At 58.3% G+C, this 16585-nt stretch carries 15 protein-coding genes; 11 read left to right on the top strand and 4 right to left on the bottom strand.

The features are described from left to right. Nucleotides 1–158 precede the first annotated feature (158 nt). Together AB5Z02_RS19940 and AB5Z02_RS19935 are read right to left on the bottom strand one after the other, a co-directional pair. A complete protein-coding gene (locus AB5Z02_RS19940; RefSeq protein ID WP_368216803.1) occupies nucleotides 159–551 on the bottom strand; it encodes an NUDIX domain-containing protein in 393 nt (130 codons plus the stop codon). Then, nucleotides 548–1135 (bottom strand): class IV adenylate cyclase, encoded by a 588-nt coding sequence (locus tag AB5Z02_RS19935; protein ID WP_368216802.1) that lies wholly within the window; start codon nucleotides 1133–1135, stop codon nucleotides 548–550. Before AB5Z02_RS19935 ends, AB5Z02_RS19940 begins: the two co-directional genes overlap by 4 nt. Nucleotides 1136–1434: 299 nt before the next feature. Between AB5Z02_RS19935 and AB5Z02_RS19930 the strand changes: the two genes are divergently transcribed. Together AB5Z02_RS19930 and AB5Z02_RS19925 are read left to right on the top strand one after the other, a co-directional pair. Then, nucleotides 1435–2280: a DUF5718 family protein gene (locus AB5Z02_RS19930; protein WP_159143827.1), complete on the top strand. Its 846-nt coding sequence runs from the start codon at nucleotides 1435–1437 to the stop codon at nucleotides 2278–2280. Nucleotides 2281–2338: 58 nt separating this feature from the next. Then, on the top strand, nucleotides 2339–2779 hold the full coding sequence (locus AB5Z02_RS19925) for an acetyltransferase (RefSeq protein WP_159143826.1): 441 nt from the start codon (nucleotides 2339–2341) through the stop codon (nucleotides 2777–2779). Between the two features lie 78 nt (nucleotides 2780–2857). On the opposite strand, the gene AB5Z02_RS19920 is transcribed toward AB5Z02_RS19925, so the two are convergent. After that, complete coding sequence (locus AB5Z02_RS19920; protein ID WP_368216800.1) at nucleotides 2858–3178, bottom strand: DUF4377 domain-containing protein; 321 nt, start codon at nucleotides 3176–3178, stop codon at nucleotides 2858–2860. Nucleotides 3179–3270: 92 nt separating this feature from the next. Further along, nucleotides 3271–4557, bottom strand: a complete 1287-nt coding sequence (locus AB5Z02_RS19915; RefSeq protein WP_005333572.1) for a citrate synthase — start codon at nucleotides 4555–4557, stop codon at nucleotides 3271–3273. A gap of 442 nt (nucleotides 4558–4999) precedes the next feature. Here AB5Z02_RS19915 and sdhC point away from each other — a divergent pair, with 442 nt between their 5' ends. The 9 genes from sdhC to AB5Z02_RS19870 all read left to right on the top strand — a co-directional run bounded on the left by sdhC (nucleotide 5000) and on the right by AB5Z02_RS19870 (nucleotide 16343). After that, nucleotides 5000–5377, top strand: a complete 378-nt coding sequence (gene sdhC / locus AB5Z02_RS19910) for a succinate dehydrogenase cytochrome b556 subunit (RefSeq protein ID WP_021231296.1) — start codon at nucleotides 5000–5002, stop codon at nucleotides 5375–5377. Beyond that, entirely contained in the window at nucleotides 5371–5715 is a 345-nt protein-coding gene (gene sdhD, locus AB5Z02_RS19905) for a succinate dehydrogenase, hydrophobic membrane anchor protein (protein ID WP_005333558.1), read from the top strand. Before sdhC ends, sdhD begins: the two co-directional genes overlap by 7 nt. A 1-nt stretch (nucleotide 5716) precedes the next feature. Continuing rightward, nucleotides 5717–7483 carry a succinate dehydrogenase flavoprotein subunit gene (sdhA, locus tag AB5Z02_RS19900; RefSeq protein ID WP_040066317.1) on the top strand — a complete coding sequence of 589 codons (1767 nt, stop codon included), beginning with the start codon at nucleotides 5717–5719 and terminating at the stop codon, nucleotides 7481–7483. Between the two features lie 16 nt (nucleotides 7484–7499). After that, nucleotides 7500–8216, top strand: a complete 717-nt coding sequence (locus tag AB5Z02_RS19895) for a succinate dehydrogenase iron-sulfur subunit (protein WP_005333549.1) — start codon at nucleotides 7500–7502, stop codon at nucleotides 8214–8216. A 115-nt stretch (nucleotides 8217–8331) separates the two neighbouring features. Next, complete coding sequence (gene sucA, locus AB5Z02_RS19890; protein ID WP_139732041.1) at nucleotides 8332–11139, top strand: 2-oxoglutarate dehydrogenase E1 component; 2808 nt, start codon at nucleotides 8332–8334, stop codon at nucleotides 11137–11139. Between the two features lie 35 nt (nucleotides 11140–11174). Next, nucleotides 11175–12365: a 2-oxoglutarate dehydrogenase complex dihydrolipoyllysine-residue succinyltransferase gene (gene odhB / locus AB5Z02_RS19885; protein WP_005333546.1), complete on the top strand. Its 1191-nt coding sequence runs from the start codon at nucleotides 11175–11177 to the stop codon at nucleotides 12363–12365. A 171-nt stretch (nucleotides 12366–12536) separates the two neighbouring features. Then, nucleotides 12537–13703 carry an ADP-forming succinate--CoA ligase subunit beta gene (gene sucC / locus AB5Z02_RS19880; protein ID WP_005361097.1) on the top strand — a complete coding sequence of 389 codons (1167 nt, stop codon included), beginning with the start codon at nucleotides 12537–12539 and terminating at the stop codon, nucleotides 13701–13703. Further along, nucleotides 13703–14575 (top strand): succinate--CoA ligase subunit alpha, encoded by an 873-nt coding sequence (gene sucD, locus AB5Z02_RS19875; protein ID WP_005333542.1) that lies wholly within the window; start codon nucleotides 13703–13705, stop codon nucleotides 14573–14575. Before sucC ends, sucD begins: the two co-directional genes overlap by 1 nt. A 277-nt stretch (nucleotides 14576–14852) precedes the next feature. Next, the gene (locus AB5Z02_RS19870; RefSeq protein ID WP_231720467.1) at nucleotides 14853–16343 is read left to right on the top strand and encodes an autotransporter outer membrane beta-barrel domain-containing protein; all 1491 of its coding nucleotides are present in this window, start codon (nucleotides 14853–14855) and stop codon (nucleotides 16341–16343) included. Nucleotides 16344–16585 lie beyond the last annotated feature (242 nt).

Raw genomic sequence — 16585 nt, 5'->3', positions numbered from 1 at the left:
CAAGAGTGCCATCTGAGTTGCGTGCACTTTGGTAGGTTGCTGCGCTCTTAACTTCCACAATGTTCATCTGACATCCTTGTCGTTGCGCTGTTATGTGGCTGATTGCCACCGTTGGTTCATATGAGGTAGGTACTTATGCTCGCCGCGAGTACGGCTTGTCAGCGGATCAGCTCCTGCTCAACCAGCCAGGTAAACAGCAAGCGGGAGACGGGGGAGAGCTCATCGAGGTGAGAGCTGTCGAGCCAGCGCAGCTCGGCAATTTCTGCCGAGGCGATCGGGGTGCCGCTCGCTTCGCCGGTGTAGCAGCGCAGTCGCACCTCGACTCCTACCGGTTTGCCATCGGCTTGGGCGCTGAACTCGCAGGCAAAGCGCAGGATATCGGGCTGCAGGGTGACAGCCAGCTCCTCTGCAATCTCGCGTATCAGTGCCGCCTCGTCGCTCTCGCCCGGTTCCCGCTTGCCGCCCGGGATGTAATAGATGTCCTTGCCGTGGGAGCGGGCGCAGAGCAGCTGCTGATCTTTAAAGGTGAGCCAGGCGAGTTTGTCGATCATTGAGTTGCATCCTCTGGTTGTGTGGTGTGTATTGTCTGCATGTACCGGGTGTACAGGGTTCGGTAGGAGCGAGGCTCCTGCGCATCGGGAGAAAGTCCCAACTGATCTGCCAGCGCGAGCAGTTGCTGGCGAAACGCCGGGAGGCGTTTCTGGTCATCGGTCATGATGGCGAGCTCGGCAAAATCCCCGATCTCGGCCAGATGATCCAGGGTGACGTGAAACGGGCCAATGAAGTAGATGCTGCGCCTTTTGGTGATCACGAGTATCTGCCTGTAGTTCATGGCCAAGAGCATGCTGACGGCCTTGTCCGCATCATTGATAGTGACCGCCTCGCAGCGATCCGTCTCGGGCCCCTTGACGATCCAGAGCTGGATGCCGGAGGGCTGCATGGTGCGGATAGCCAGACTTTTGCCAGCCTGGGCAAGGGCATCGTCCGGGGTGTCGAAGTAGCGATCCTGCTCCAGATTATCCTCCAGCATGATCTCCGGATTGAGGGCGAGCAGTGCCTTGAGGAAGGCGGGGCGATCCGTCAGCTGATATTTGAACTCGACTTCGAAGCGGCCCTGAAAGTGCGCCTGTGACATCAAGAAGATCCCTCTGTGAGCCTGTGTGGCAGGCAGCCTAACAAAGATGAAGTTGAGTCCCAAGGAGAAAGAGGGGATAGGCCGGAAACGCACTGTTTCCAGCGCGGTGACTGCGTAGCTGAATGAGTGCGCAATGGCTGGTTCGCCACAGCTTTCTCGTCCCTAAAAAAGTGGACTGGCGCACACCACGATAGGACCGGACTGGGCGAAGGCGGGGCCCTTGTGGTTTAATCTTGCCACTTTAGCGGTAGTGGGCGACGAGCCTGCTACCTTGCGTGGGCAAGATGCAGGTGAGCAAGATGCAGATAGCAGCAGAGAGCAAGTTTATCGGACTCGGGGTCGCGGGCAATTTCGCCGGTCATCTGGAGCAGGCGGGTGAAGCGTCGGATTTCGTGGCTGTCGTGGTGCGCGATACCACCGCGCCCAAGGCGCTCTTTCCCTTCTTTGTGCCGGGCTATCCGGGTCAGCTCGGGGTGTTCCCCTTAAGCGACAAGGCGATCTTCCTGCCGGAAGCGGCGGTCAGTGGTGACGAGAAGGTGCAGATCGAGCCGGAAGTAGCCCTCTGGTGCGAGCTGGAGTATGCCGACAAGCAGGTGGTGGCGATCCATCCCCGCGCCTTTGGCGCCTATAACGACTGCTCCATCCGCCGTCCCAACGCCAAGAAGATCAGCGAGAAGAAGAACTGGGGTGAAGAGAGCAAGGGGTTGGCGGCCAATCTGCTGTCGCTTTCCGGTTTTGCCGTCGGTTGCGAGCTCGATGACTATCGCATCGCCTGCTATCTGGAGCGCGATGGCGAGCTGCACGCTTACGGGGTAGACAGCGCTGCCATCGACTACAGCTACTTCCACGGCAAGCTGCTCGACTGGGCCATCGACAAGTTCAATCATCAGCAGGATGAGGGGCCGGCGGAGCACATTCAGGGACTGCTGGCGCAGGCGGGACATCCTCCCCATGCGCTCATCAGTATCGGCGCCACTCGCTATACCCCGTTTGGCGAGACCCACTTCCTCAAACCGGGCGACACCTCCTGCGTAGTAGTCTACCCGGGCAGCCGTTATAGCGAAGCGGATATTCGCGAAGCGATCCGCAGCCGCCACTTTGGCGCTGATATGTCGGTGCTGCTGCAAGCGGTGCAGGCGCGCTAATCAGGTTGGCTAGCGGGGAGGCCACAGCCATCCTGCGGGCTGCAACAAAGAGTCATTGATGAAGATTGATACTGCAACGCGGGCCGATTATCCGGCCCTGATCGAGCTGTGGGAGGCCTCGGTGCGGGCGACCCACCACTTTCTGCCCGAGGCCAAGATCCTCGCGCTTAAACCGCTTATTCTGGAGCACTACTTCGATGCGGTGACACTGCACTGTGCCTGTACAGAAGAGGGGAACGTTGCGGGTTTTAGCGGAGTGCACGAGGGCAAGCTGGAGATGCTGTTTGTGGCTCCCGAGGCGCGCGGTAGTGGCGTGGGGCGTTTGCTGGTGGCGCATGCCATCGAACAGGGCGGCGCGACGCAGGTTGACGTCAACGAGCAGAACGAACAGGCAGTGGGCTTCTATCTGAAGATGGGGTTCACAGTGACGGGTCGCTCGCCGCTGGATGGTCAGGGCAAGCCCTATCCGCTGCTACATATGGCGCTGGCGCCGACCTGATCGTGCCTGATGAGGCGCAGTACCCATAAACCAACGGGGGATGGCATCAGCCATCCCCCGTTTTTTTGATCGTGTTTGTTACTTGCTGGCGACCTTGTTCACTACCTTGATCAGCTGATAGCGCACGGAGGGGGCATCGGCCGGCACATCGGTGAGCTGCTCCTTGCTGACAGTGAGCTGGTAGCGATAGCCAGGCTCGAACTGGAAACCTTCAATATTCTGGTAGAACAGCGTCCAGGGCCGCTGCTCATCACTGCGAACCTGCATGCACTGCATTGGGCCAACCCCGACGCAATCGACCAACTGGCTGTTGATATAGAGGGTCTCCCCCTGTGACGAAGCGGGGGTGCTCTGGCAGGCGGTCAGCAGCAAGGCTGCGCTGATAAACAGTGGTTTCATAATGGACTCCTTAACGCGAAAGGGGGCATTAGAGCGGCAAACAAAAAGGCGGTCAATGACCGCCTTTGTAACAAACCATATCAGCGCAGTGGTTAGCGCTGCTCGAGTGGAGTGAACTCGCGCAGCGGGTGGCCTACGTAGAGCTGGCGTGGGCGACCAATCTTGCTGTCCGGGTCTGAGTGGAACTCGTTCCAGTGGGCAATCCAGCCGATGGTGCGGGAGATGGCGAAGATCACGGTGAACATGCTCATCGGGATGCCGATCGCCTTCATGATGATGCCGGAGTAGAAGTCCACGTTCGGGTAGAGTTTCTTCTCGACGAAGTAGGGGTCGGAGAGCGCAATGCGCTCCAGCTCCATGGCCACATCCAGCAGCGGATCCTTGATCTGCAGCTCGGTCAGTACTTCGTGGCAGGTTTCACGCATCACAGTGGCACGAGGGTCGTGGTTTTTGTAGACACGGTGACCGAAGCCCATCAGACGGAACGGATCATTCTTGTCCTTGGCCTTGGCGATGTACTCGGGGATGCGATCCACCGAGCCGATCTCTTCCAGCATGCGCAGGCAGGCTTCGTTGGCACCACCGTGGGCCGGTCCCCACAGGGAGGCGATCCCCGCGGCGATACAGGCGAACGGGTTGGCACCGGAGGAGCCAGCCAGACGAACGGTGGAGGTGGAGGCGTTCTGCTCGTGATCTGCATGGAGGGTAAAGATACGATCCATGGCACGTTCAACGATGGGGTTGACCTTGTACTCTTCGGTCGGCACGCCAAACATCATGTGGAGGAAGTTACCGGCATAGGAGAGGGCGTTACGCGGCTGCATGAACGGCTGGCCGATGGAGTACTTGTAACACATGGCGGCCAGAGTCGGCATCTTGGAGAGCAGACGGAAGGCACAGATCTCGCGATGCTGCTCGTTATTGATGTCGAGGGCATCGTGATAGAAGGCGGAGAGGGCGCTGACTACACCGCACATGATGGCCATGGGGTGGGAGTCGCGACGGAAGCCGCGGAAGAAGAAGGCGATCTGCTCGTGCACCATGGTGTGGCGGGTGACCAGGCGTTCGAATTCGGCATATTGCGCCTTGGTCGGCGCTTCGCCGTACAGCAGGATATAGCAGACTTCCAGATAGGTGGCCTGGGTGGCCAACTGGGCGATGGGGTAACCACGGTGCAGCAAGACACCCTGATCCCCGTCAATGTAGGTAATGGCAGATTTGCAAGAACCGGTCGCCATAAAACCGGGGTCAAAGGTGAAATACCCCTGTGATCCCAATTTTCTGACATCGATGACATCCGGGCCGATGGTGCCGGAGAGGATCGGCAGTTCGACCGGATCTTTTCCGGGCAGGTGTAGGGTGGCTATCTTATCAGCCATAGCACGTCTCCTTTGCTCTTTATAATTTGGTTCCAGTCCTACTCTATTACGACTTTTATGACGCTGGCAAAGGTTGTTACCCATACCGAAGTGGCTGGAGCGCCTTATTTGAAACAGAGTTCCTTATCAATGTCAATTTTGCTGGAACCCCATTAATGGCATTAATGAAATGTTAAATTAAATATGCGATCGAGTTTGCGGTTTTGTGTTTTCTTTGTAGCTAATTGATTGTCTTCGGTTAAGGCCGCCGATATACTGCGCCACGTGGGTCATGGCTGCGGGTGTTTGAAACGCTTTGGCAAAGCCTGATGTGAAACCGAAAACTCGCGTTTTGGCTTTTTCAGAGTGTTTTGGTAACAAAAAACCAACAATCACCATTCCGTGCCCTCAAGTGTGAGTTAAAACAATAACTAACGTGCTCAATGGAGCTGAGTGGGCAAGCGTGAAAAACAAACAGAGACCGGTCAACCTCGACCTACAGACGATCAGCTTTCCTGTCACTGCCATTGCATCCATCCTGCACCGTGTTTCAGGGGTCATTACCTTTGTTGCACTGGGCATCTTGCTGTGGATGCTTGGTACTTCACTCGCCTCTCCCGAAGGGTTTGCAACCGTGGTTGCCATCATGGACAACTTCCTGGTCAAACTCGTGCTGTGGGGGATCCTGACTGCGCTGGCATACCACATTGTGGGCGGCTTGCGTCATCTGGTCATGGATATGGGCTATTGGGAAGAGCTGGAATCCGGCAATCAGAGCGCCCGCGTGGCCTTCGTGATCACCGCGATCCTGGCTGTATTGGCGGGAGTGCTTGTATGGTAACCAATTCTGCAACCTTCGGGCGCAGCGGCGTTCACGATTACATCCTGATCCGCGCCACCGCCCTCATCATGACCTGTTATGTCCTCTATCTGGTGGGCTTTGTCGCGTTCAACGACATCACCTACGAGGTGTGGGCAGGCTTCTTCGCCAAAACATTCACCAAGGTATTCACCCTGTTGACCCTGCTCTGCGTACTGATCCACGCCTGGATTGGTCTGTGGCAGGTGCTGACTGACTATATCAAGCCGGTTGGGCTGCGCGGGGCGCTGCAATTTGCCCTGGTCGTGGTGCTGTTTGTCTATCTGATGACGGGTTTCGTCGTGCTGTGGGGTGTGTAAGGTGACTATTCCAACTCGTGAATTTGATGCGGTGGTGATTGGTGCCGGTGGTGCCGGTATGCGCGCCGCGCTGCAGATTGCCCAGTCCGGCAAGAGCTGCGCTCTGTTGTCCAAGGTTTTTCCAACCCGTTCTCACACTGTCTCCGCCCAGGGCGGGATCACGGTTGCGCTGGGCAATGCCCACGATGACAACTGGCAGTGGCACATGTATGACACGGTAAAAGGTTCCGATTACATCGGTGATCAGGAAGCCATCGAGTACATGTGCAAAACCGGTCCCGAGGCTATCTATGAGCTGGAGAACATGGGGCTGCCCTTCTCCCGTTTCGATAACGGGTCTGTCTACCAGCGTCCGTTTGGTGGTCAGTCCAAGAATTTCGGTGGCGAGCAGGCTGCTCGTACCGCAGCGGCCGCCGACCGTACCGGTCACGCCCTGCTGCACACCCTTTACCAACAGAACGTCAAGAACAAGACCACCGTATTCTCCGAGTGGTATGCGCTGGATCTGGTGAAAAACCAGGATGGCCACGTGGTGGGTTGTACCGCCATCGACATGGAGAGCGGTGAAGTGGTCTACTTCAAGGCCAAGGCCACCGTGCTGGCGACTGGCGGTGCCGGTCGTATCTACCAGTCCACCACCAACGCCCACATCAATACAGGTGACGGTGTCGGCATGGCGCTGCGTGCCGGCGTCGGCGTGCAGGATATGGAGATGTGGCAGTTCCACCCGACCGGCATCGCCGGGGCAGGGGTGCTGGTAACCGAAGGCTGCCGTGGTGAAGGCGGCTATCTGCTCAATAAAGATGGCGAGCGCTTCATGGAGCGTTACGCGCCAAACGCCAAGGACTTGGCCGGTCGCGACGTGGTGGCCCGCTCCATCATGATCGAGATCCGTGAAGGCCGTGGCTGCGATGGTCCTTGGGGCCCGCACATCAAGCTCAAGCTGGATCACCTCGGCAAAGAAGTGCTGGAATCCCGTCTGCCGGGGATCTGCGAGCTCTCTCGCACCTTCGCCCACGTGGATCCGGTCAAAGAGCCCATCCCGATCATCCCGACCTGCCACTACATGATGGGCGGCGTGCCGACCAACGTGAATGGCCAGTGCCTGACCCAGGACAAGAATGGCAACGACGTGCCGGTGGTCGGTCTGTTTGCGGTGGGCGAGATTGCCTGCGTCTCGGTGCACGGCGCCAACCGTCTGGGTGGCAACTCCCTGCTGGATCTGGTGGTGTTCGGCCGCGCGGCCGGCATGCATCTGGTCAACACCCTGGGCGAGATGGATCACGGCCGCGATGCTTCCGAGTCGGATCTGGATGCCGCACTGGCCCGCTTCAACCGCTGGGAAAATTGCCGTGACGGGGAAGACCCGGTGCAGATCCGCAAAGACCTGCAGCGCTGCATGCAGAACAACTTCTCTGTATTCCGCGAAGGTGCTGCGATGGCAGAAGGGTTGGCCGAGCTCAAGGTTATCCGCGAACGCCTCAAGTCAGCCCGTCTGGATGACACCTCCAAAGAGTTCAACACCCAGCGCATCGAGTGCCTGGAGCTGGACAACCTGATGGAGACGGCGTTTGCCACGGCGGTTGCCGCCAACTTCCGTACCGAGAGTCGCGGTGCTCACTGCCGCTTCGACTTCCCGGATCGCGACGATGAGAACTGGCTGTGCCACAGCCTCTATCATCCGGACACCGAGTCCATGACCCGTCGCGCTGTCAACATGTCACCCAAGACCCGTGAGGCGTTCCCGCCCAAGGTCCGGACTTACTGATTGCGGAGCCAGCCCTATGAACGTCACATTCTCTGTCTACAGATACAATCCGGATGTTGATAACGTCCCCCATATGAAGGAATATCGTCTTGATATTCCTGAAGGTTCCGACATGATGGTGCTCGACGCACTGATCCAGTTGAAAGAGCTGGATCCCACGCTCGCCTTCCGCCGCTCTTGCCGCGAAGGGGTCTGTGGATCAGACGGTCTCAACATGAATGGCAAGAACGGTCTTGCCTGTATCACCCCGCTCTCCGACCTGCTGAAGAAGGGCAATAACGTCGTTATCCGCCCCTTGCCCGGCCTGCCGGTGATCCGTGATCTGGTGATCGACATGACCCAGTTCTACACCCAGTGGGAGAAGGTCAAACCCTTCCTCATCAATGATGACAAGTTGCCGCCGGTGCGTGAGCACCTGCAATCCCCCGAAGAGCGCGCCAAGCTTGACGGCCTGTACGAGTGCATTCTCTGTGCCTGCTGCTCCACTTCGTGCCCCTCCTTCTGGTGGAATCCCGACAAGTTCATCGGTCCGGCCGGGCTGCTCGCCGCCTACCGCTGGCTGGCTGACAGCCGCGACACCGCGACCACCGAACGACTGGGGAATCTGGACGACGCATTCAGCGTGTTCCGCTGCCATGGCATCATGAACTGCGTGAACGTCTGTCCGAAAGGCTTGAACCCGACCAAGGCGATTGGCCAGATCAAGTCGATGTTGCTCAATCGGGCTGTTTAGTATCAGGGCCGGCCAGGTGCTGGCCCGACCTCTGGATAGCCATCCCACCCGTGGCAGGATGGCTATTTGACCCCTACAAGCTGCGCAGCAGTAACAAGAAGTACAAGGGATAGAAATGCATAACGGCGTGATGAAGGCCTGGTTGGAGTCATCTCACCTGGCTGGTGCGAATGCAAGCTATATCGAGGATTTGTACGAATCCTTCCTGGAAAATCCTGACTCCGTGTCCGACGAGTGGCGCAGCCTGTTTAGCGAGCTGCCCCAGGTCAATGGCCATGCGGTTGAACAACCCCACTCCCAGGTCCGCGATTATTTCCGTCGTCTGGCCAAGGATCCCTCTCGCTACAGTGCCCCCGTCTCCGATCCGCAAGTGGATGCCAAGCAGGTGCGGGTATTGCAGCTGATCAACGCCTTCCGTTTCCGTGGTCACCAGAATGCCAATCTGGACCCGCTGGGCCTGTGGCAGCGTGAAACCGTTGCCGAACTGGAGCCTGCGTTCCACAACCTGCAGGGCGCAGATATGGAGGCCACCTTCAATGTGGGCTCCTACGCCATCGGTCGTGAGACCATGGTGCTCTCCGACCTCTACGCCTCGCTGAAGAAGACCTATTGCGGCTCCATCGGCGCCGACTACATGCACCTCACCTCCACGGAAGAGAAGCGCTGGCTGCAACAGCGTCTCGAATCCATTGAGGGGAAGGGGAGCTACACCCTCGAAGAGAAGACCCGTTTCCTCGAGAGCCTTACTGCCGCCGAAGGGCTGGAGAAATATCTGGGCGCCAAGTTCCCGGGAGCCAAGCGCTTCTCGCTGGAAGGTGGCGACGCCATGATCCCCATGCTCAAGGAGCTGATCCGTCGCGCCGGTGAGCAGGGCTGCAAAGAGGCCGTTATCGGTATGGCCCACCGCGGTCGCCTCAACGTGCTGATCAACGTGCTGGGCAAGCGCGCTCAGGATCTGTTCGACGAGTTTGCCGGCAAGCATGGCGAATCCTGGGGCACCGGTGATGTGAAGTACCACATGGGCTTCTCCTCCGACTTCGCCACCCCGGGTGGCAACGTCCACCTTGCGCTGGCGTTCAACCCCTCTCACCTCGAGATCGTCAACCCTGTGGTCATCGGCTCGGTCCGTGCCCGGATGGATCGTCGCGGTGACAAGGATGGCTCCAGCGTGTTGCCCATCACCATTCACGGTGACTCGGCCATGGCCGGTCAGGGCGTGGTGGCCGAGACCTTCAACATGTCCCAGACCCGTGCCTATGGTGTCGGCGGGACGGTGCGCATCGTCATCAACAACCAGGTTGGTTTCACCACCTCCTATATCCGTGACCTGCGCTCCACCGAATATTGCACCGACATCGCCAAGGCGGTGCAGGCGCCGGTGCTGCACGTCAACGGGGATGACCCGGAAGCCGTGGTGCTGGTGACCCAGATTGCACTGGATTACCGCAATACCTTCAAACGCGATGTGGTGATCGAGCTAGTCTGCTACCGTCGTCACGGTCACAACGAAGCGGATGAGCCGAGCGCCACCCAGCCTTTGATGTACCAGAAGATCAAGCAGCACCCGACCCCGCGCAAGATCTACGCCGATCAGCTGGTGGCCGAGGGGAGCCTCGCCCAGGAGCGGGCGACCGAACTGGTCAACGAGTATCGCGAAGCGCTGGATCGCGGCGAGCGGGTGAGCAAGGAGTGGCGGCCGATGGAGCTGCACTCCGTCGACTGGACGCCGTATCTGGGCCACGACTGGAACATGGCCTATGAGAGTGCCGTGCCTATGGATCACCTCAAGAGCCTCGGCGAGCGGGTGAGCCAGTATCCGGCGACTCACGTGCTGCAGCGTCAGGTCGAGAAGATTTACGAAGACCGCCGTCTGATGGCCGCCGGCGAGAAGCTGGTGGATTGGGGCTTTGCTGAAACCCTGGCCTACGCCACTCTGGTGGATAAGGGTTCCCGCATCCGCTTTACCGGTGAAGACTCCGGCCGTGGCACCTTCTTCCACCGCCACGCCGTGCTGCACAGCCAGACCGATGCCAGCACCTACACCCCGCTGTGCAACCTGCACGACGAGCAGGGCCCGTTCGAGGTGTATGACTCTGTGCTGACCGAGAACGCGGTACTGGCCTTTGAATATGGTTACGCCAGCGCCGAGCCGGCTGGCCTCACCATCTGGGAAGCCCAGTTCGGCGACTTCGCCAACTGTGCCCAGGTAGTGGTGGATCAGTTCCTCTCCTCCGGTGAGCAGAAGTGGGGCCGGATGTGCGGCCTGACCATGCTGCTGCCGCACGGTTACGAGGGGCAGGGGCCGGAGCACTCCTCCGCTCGTCTGGAGCGTTATCTGCAGATGTGTGCCCAGCACAACATGCAGGTGTGCGTGCCCTCTACTCCGGCGCAGGTGTTCCATATGCTGCGTCGTCAGGTAGTGCGTCCGATGCGCCGTCCGCTCATCGTCATGACGCCCAAATCCCTGCTGCGCCACCCGCTGGCGGTGAGCAAGCTCGAAGAGCTGGCGGAAGGCACCTTCCAGAACGCCATCGGCGAGATCGATGCGCTGGATCCGAAAGCGGTCAAGCGGGTGGTCTTCTGCTCCGGCAAGGTCTACTACGACTTGCTCGATGCCCGTCGCAAGGCCGAGCAGCAAGATGTGGCACTGGTGCGAATTGAGCAGCTCTACCCCTTCCCGGAAGAGGAAGTGCGCGCCATTCTGGCCGATTACAGCCACGTCACCGACTTTGTCTGGTGTCAGGAAGAGCCGCAGAACCAGGGCGCCTGGTACTGCACCCGTCACCACTACGATGGCGTGCTGCCAGCCGGAGCCACCCTGCGTTATGCCGGTCGCCCCGCGTCAGCCTCACCGGCCGTCGGTTACATGTCTGTCCACGCCAAGCAGCAAAAAGCCTTGGTGGAAGATGCCCTTACCCTGTAAAGCCTCTGGCATAGAAGTAAAAAGGAACTGATTGGATGACTATCGAAATCAAGGTACCGGATCTGCCGGAATCAGTGGCCGATGCCACTATCGCCACCTGGCACAAAAAACCGGGCGATCTGGTCGCCCGTGACGAAGTGCTGGTCGACATCGAGACCGACAAGGTGGTGCTGGAAGTGCCGGCACCGCAAGCCGGTGTGCTGGGGGATATTCTGCAAGGGGAAGGGGCAACCGTGTTGTCCCGTCAACTGATTGCCATCCTCACCGCCGCTCCGGTGGCCGGTGAAGAGACCAAAGAGAAACCCGCTGAAGCGGTGGCCGATGATGGTGCCGATGGCTTGAGCCCCTCGGTGCGCCGCCTGATTGGCGAGCACGACATCGACGTGACCAAGCTGACCGGTACCGGCAAAGGCGGTCGCATCACCAAGGATGATGTGGAAGCCTTCATCAAGGCCAAGAGCCAGCCTGCGGCAGCCGCACCGGTCGCAACTGCAGCCCCGGCAGCCAAGGTTGCCCCGCTGGGTGGTCGTACCGACAAGCGGGTACCGATGACCCGTCTGCGCAAGCGCATTGCCGAGCGTCTGCTGGAAGCGAAAAACACCACCGCCATGCTGACCACCTTCAACGAGGTCAACATGAAGCCCATCATGGATCTGCGCAAGCAGTACGGCGAGATCTTCGAGAAGAAGCACGGCATCAAGCTCGGCTTTATGTCCTTCTACGTGAAGGCGGTGGTTGAGTCCCTCAAGCGCTATCCGGAAGTGAACGCGGCGCTCGATGGTGATGACGTGGTTTACCACAACTACTTCGACGTCAGCATCGCCGTCTCCACCCCCCGTGGTCTGGTGACGCCGGTGCTGCGCGACTGCGACAACATGAGCCTGGCGGACATCGAGAAGGCCATCAAGGATCTGGCGGGCAAGGGCCGTGACGGCAAGCTGACCGTGGATGAACTGACTGGCGGCAACTTCACCATCACCAACGGTGGCGTGTTCGGCTCCCTGATGTCCACCCCGATCATCAACCCGCCCCAGAGCGCTATTCTGGGCATGCACAAGATCCAGGATCGCCCGATGGCCGTTGACGGCAAGGTCGAGATCCTGCCGATGATGTATCTGGCGCTCTCCTACGATCACCGTCTCATCGACGGACGCGAATCGGTAGGCTTCCTGGTCTCCGTCAAGGAGCTGCTGGAAGACCCGACCCGTCTGTTGCTGGACGTCTAAGCCTGTGGCACTCGGGCAAGGGGTTTGCGCCCCGAGCGGAGTGTGCCGCTGGACGTTTGAGTAATACCCGAGCGATTGAAAGATAACGAGGGGCCGCCCAGGCCCCCATTCACAGGGGATTGAGAAACACCAGCCCCGGACGGAAATACCTACAACACGGATAGAGCATCTATGAATCTGCATGAATATCAGGCAAAACAGCTGTTTGCCGAGTATGGCCTGCCGGTCTCCGAAGGTTATGCCTGTGCTACCCCACAAGAAGCGGCCGAAGCGGCCGACAAGATTGGCGGCAATACCTGGGTCGTCAAATGCCAGGTACACGCCGGTGGCCGCGGCAAGGCGGGCGGCGTGAAAGTGGCCAAGAGCAAGGACGAGATCCGTGCTTTCGCCCAGAACTGGCTGGGCAAGAATCTGGTGACCTACCAGACTGACGCCAACGGCCAGCCGGTCACCAAGATCCTGGTTGAATCTTGCACCGACATCGCCAAAGAGCTCTACCTGGGCGCCGTGGTTGACCGTGGCTCCCGTCGCGTGGTCTTCATGGCCTCGACCGAAGGTGGCGTGGACATCGAGAAGATCGCCCACGAAACCCCCCATCTGATCCACAAGGCGGCCATCGATCCGCTGGTGGGTCCGCAGGCCTATCAGGCCCGCGAGCTGGCCTTCAAACTGGGTCTGGTCGGCGATCAGATCAAACAATTCACCAAGATCTTCATGGGTCTGGGCCAGATGTTCCTGGATTGCGACTTTGCGCTGCTGGAGATCAACCCGCTGGTGATCACCGCGCAGGGCAACCTGCACTGCCTGGATGGCAAGATCAACATCGACGCCAACGCCCTCTATCGTCAGCCCAAGCTGCGCGAGATGCACGACCCGTCTCAGGATGACCCCCGCGAAGCGCACGCTGCCCAGTGGGAGCTCAACTATGTGGCCCTCGATGGCAACATCGGCTGCATGGTCAACGGCGCGGGTCTGGCCATGGGCACCATGGACATCGTCAACCTGCACGGCGGCAAGCCGGCCAACTTCCTTGACGTCGGCGGCGGCGCCACCAAGGAGCGCGTAACCGAGGCGTTCAAGATCATCCTCTCCGACAGCAACGTCAAAGCGGTGCTGGTCAACATCTTCGGCGGCATCGTGCGCTGCGACATGATCGCGGAAGGCATCATCGGTGCGGTCAAGGAAGTGGGGGTCAAGGTGCCCGTCGTGGTCCGTCTGGAAGGCAACAACGCCGAGCTGGGTGGTATCAAGCTGGCCGAGAGCGGCCTCAACATCATTGCGGCCAAGAGTCTGACCGATGCCGCGCAGCAAGTCGTCAAAGCAGCGGAGGCCAACTGATGAGCGTACTGATCAACAAGGACACCCGAGTCATCTGCCAGGGCTTTACCGGCGGTCAGGGTACTTTCCACTCCGAGCAGGCGCTCTCCTACGGCACCCAGCTGGTGGGCGGCGTCTCCCCAGGTAAGGGCGGCACCACCCATCTGGGCCTGCCGGTGTTCAACACCGTCCGTGACGCGGTCGAAGCGACCGGCGCTACTGCCTCCGTCATCTATGTGCCGGCGCCGTTTTGCAAGGATGCCATCCTGGAAGCGATCGACGCGGGCATCAAGCTGATTGTCACCATCACCGAAGGCATCCCGACGCTGGATATGCTGGATGTCAAAGTGAAGCTGCAAGAGACCGGCGTGCGGATGATCGGCCCCAACTGCCCGGGCGTGATCACCCCGGGTGAGTGCAAGATCGGCATCATGCCGGGCCACATCCACAAGCCGGGCAAGGTGGGTATCGTCTCCCGCTCCGGCACCCTGACCTACGAAGCGGTCAAGCAGACCACTGACGAGGGCTTTGGCCAGTCCACCTGCGTTGGTATCGGTGGCGACCCCATCCCAGGCTCCAACTTTATCGACATTCTGGAGATGTTCCAGAACGATCCGCAGACCGAAGCGATCGTGATGATCGGCGAGATCGGCGGCAACGCCGAGGAAGATGCTGCCGCCTATATCAAGGCCCACGTCACCAAGCCGGTGGTCTCCTATATCGCGGGTGTTACTGCCCCTCCCGGCAAGCGGATGGGCCACGCTGGCGCCATCATTTCCGGTGGCAAGGGTACTGCCGCCGAGAAGTTTGCCGCGCTGGAAGATGCTGGCGTGAAAACCGTCCGCTCCCTGGCCGATATCGGCAAGGCCCTGCGCGAAGTAACCGGCTGGTAATTCCTGTTAGCCCGTTATCTCTAATAAAACTGCCGCCCGATGGGCGGCATTTTTTATGGGTTTTAAAGTGGTTTGATTTAATCAATCATCGCGATTCAGGCGCTAAACGAATTTTATTACAGGAGACCAGAAACAGTGTGGATACTAAAATAGTCTGCGATTTGAACTTGTCAGATTGATTTGTTCCTTTACCCATTGCATCGAGTGACCTGTTTGTGGGGAATGCTAAAAGTCATGCAAGGATGTCAGTGAGATAACGTAGTGTCAGGAGGACATAATGATTTCACGTATTTTGGGAATTGGCTGCCTTACCAGTATCTGCTTGCCAACAGCATGGGCGGCGGATTGCCCGAACAGGCAACCGGGGCAGCATCTAGAGTTTCTTGGGCGTTCGGCTGACAATTCGGTATCACTATGGCTTTCAAGTCCCGGTTCCGGGGGGAATTTTCGCCTCTCTGCTCCCGGGGTATCTGAAATCGATAGTTGGAATGCAAACCGCGCGTCGTTGCACTTGAGTGTCTCACCTGTAGTACTTGATGACCTTAACGGGACTCACAAACTGGATCTCCTCAATGCGGATGGTTCTTTCAACTGCTTCCTCGATTCGAGAAACCAGACCAATCCGGTATTTCCAAATATTCCCCCGATCGATGGGGGAGAGAGTAACGGTGGCACTGGTGGCGGAACCGGAGGTGGTGGCGGCAGCAATGGAGGAAGTGGTGGCGGAACCGGCGGTGGGGATGGCGGCAATGGTGGAACTGGTGGCGGAACCGGCGGGGGGGATGGCAGCAATGGTGGTAGTGGTGGTGGCACCGGTGGTGGGAGTGACCCGATCCGCAATATTGTGACCAGTATCAGTGCAGATGCCTTGATGGGCTATTTGAGCGGCTCCCTCAGTATTTCAGATCGTGTCGTTGTCGGGCTTGACCAATTTGAAGATATTGCCGGTCAAAAGGGGTTGTGGCAGGTATGGACTGATGTACGCCATACCGGAGTCTCCGATGATCGTAACGAGATAGACACATCCGGACATGCCAACAGCTTTTTGATCGGTATACACAGATCCCTTGGTAAAGACGGGCTGGGCGGTATTGCATTTGCCAATAGCAAAACCTCTCTTGGCACGTTTGGCAGTTCGGTACGAAATGAGGGGGACAGCTTCTTTGTTGGGCCATATGGCGGCTATAGGCTAGATACGCACTGGCTGCTGGATGGCTGGGCTGCATGGGGACGAACTGATAACGATACCGAACTCGATGTACTTAAAGGGAGTTTCAAGACAACGACCGGGTTGATCTCAGCCAACCTGACCGGTGGCTACGATGTTGGTGAATATCTGCTGCGGCCCAAGCTTGCCCTCTTTTACAGTCACAATAAATCCGATGCGTTTGATTACACAGGCTCATTGCCTTATGCAAACCAGATTTATAACGTGACATTGCGGGTTAATGAAAACTCTTTTGAATATGCCACCAGTGAAGCATCAGGGGATATCAGTCGTATTTTCACCACAACCGATGGTGTTCAAATTATACCGGCCCTGCGTCTTGGGGTTCGTTATGATATTGAGCGTCCCAATGATGGTCAGATCCTGAATGAAAATCTGACAATGGAAAGTACGACTCCGTGGAGTGGATCTGCACGGATTGCACTGGCGGTAGCCCCTCAGCGTCATCAGCGTTTTGAAGTTATCACCGGTTATTACAGTATCGGGCGTCAGGACCTTGACCTCTGGGATATTAGATTTAACGCCGCAGTGAATTTTTAACTTACATAGGGAGATAAAAGTACCGATAACTTGGTCGGCACTTTGATTTAAATTACTTGTATGGAGATGGTATTCACCTGACAGTTGCCAACAAAAGGGAGTGGTCATACGGCTTCATACCGAATAACAAACTGCATCCCTTGTGGTGGCCCGTGAGAGCCTTATTTAGTTGATGGATATATCCACAAATGGGTGTGTCAGGAGTGCCGAATAGCTAGAGACGGATATCCGGATGTAGGGCT

The organism is Aeromonas sp. R2-3 (genome assembly GCF_040908375.1).
Taxonomy (GTDB): Bacteria; Pseudomonadota; Gammaproteobacteria; order Enterobacterales; family Aeromonadaceae; genus Aeromonas; species Aeromonas veronii.
Note: the sequence above shows the minus strand (reverse complement) of the source record. Positions and strands in the feature narration are given on the sequence as shown.

Coding starts and splice junctions, on each gene's coding strand:
- AB5Z02_RS19940 (WP_368216803.1), bottom strand. CDS start 551: ATGATCGACAAACTCGCCTGGCTCACCTTTAAAGATCAGCAGCTGCTC.
- AB5Z02_RS19935 (WP_368216802.1), bottom strand. CDS start 1,135: ATGTCACAGGCGCACTTTCAGGGCCGCTTCGAAGTCGAGTTCAAATAT.
- AB5Z02_RS19930 (WP_159143827.1), top strand. CDS start 1,435: ATGCAGATAGCAGCAGAGAGCAAGTTTATCGGACTCGGGGTCGCGGGC.
- AB5Z02_RS19925 (WP_159143826.1), top strand. CDS start 2,339: ATGAAGATTGATACTGCAACGCGGGCCGATTATCCGGCCCTGATCGAG.
- AB5Z02_RS19920 (WP_368216800.1), bottom strand. CDS start 3,178: ATGAAACCACTGTTTATCAGCGCAGCCTTGCTGCTGACCGCCTGCCAG.
- AB5Z02_RS19915 (WP_005333572.1), bottom strand. CDS start 4,557: ATGGCTGATAAGATAGCCACCCTACACCTGCCCGGAAAAGATCCGGTC.
- sdhD (WP_005333558.1), top strand. CDS start 5,371: ATGGTAACCAATTCTGCAACCTTCGGGCGCAGCGGCGTTCACGATTAC.
- AB5Z02_RS19895 (WP_005333549.1), top strand. CDS start 7,500: ATGAACGTCACATTCTCTGTCTACAGATACAATCCGGATGTTGATAAC.
- sucA (WP_139732041.1), top strand. CDS start 8,332: ATGCATAACGGCGTGATGAAGGCCTGGTTGGAGTCATCTCACCTGGCT.
- odhB (WP_005333546.1), top strand. CDS start 11,175: ATGACTATCGAAATCAAGGTACCGGATCTGCCGGAATCAGTGGCCGAT.
- sucC (WP_005361097.1), top strand. CDS start 12,537: ATGAATCTGCATGAATATCAGGCAAAACAGCTGTTTGCCGAGTATGGC.
- sucD (WP_005333542.1), top strand. CDS start 13,703: ATGAGCGTACTGATCAACAAGGACACCCGAGTCATCTGCCAGGGCTTT.
- AB5Z02_RS19870 (WP_231720467.1), top strand. CDS start 14,853: ATGATTTCACGTATTTTGGGAATTGGCTGCCTTACCAGTATCTGCTTG.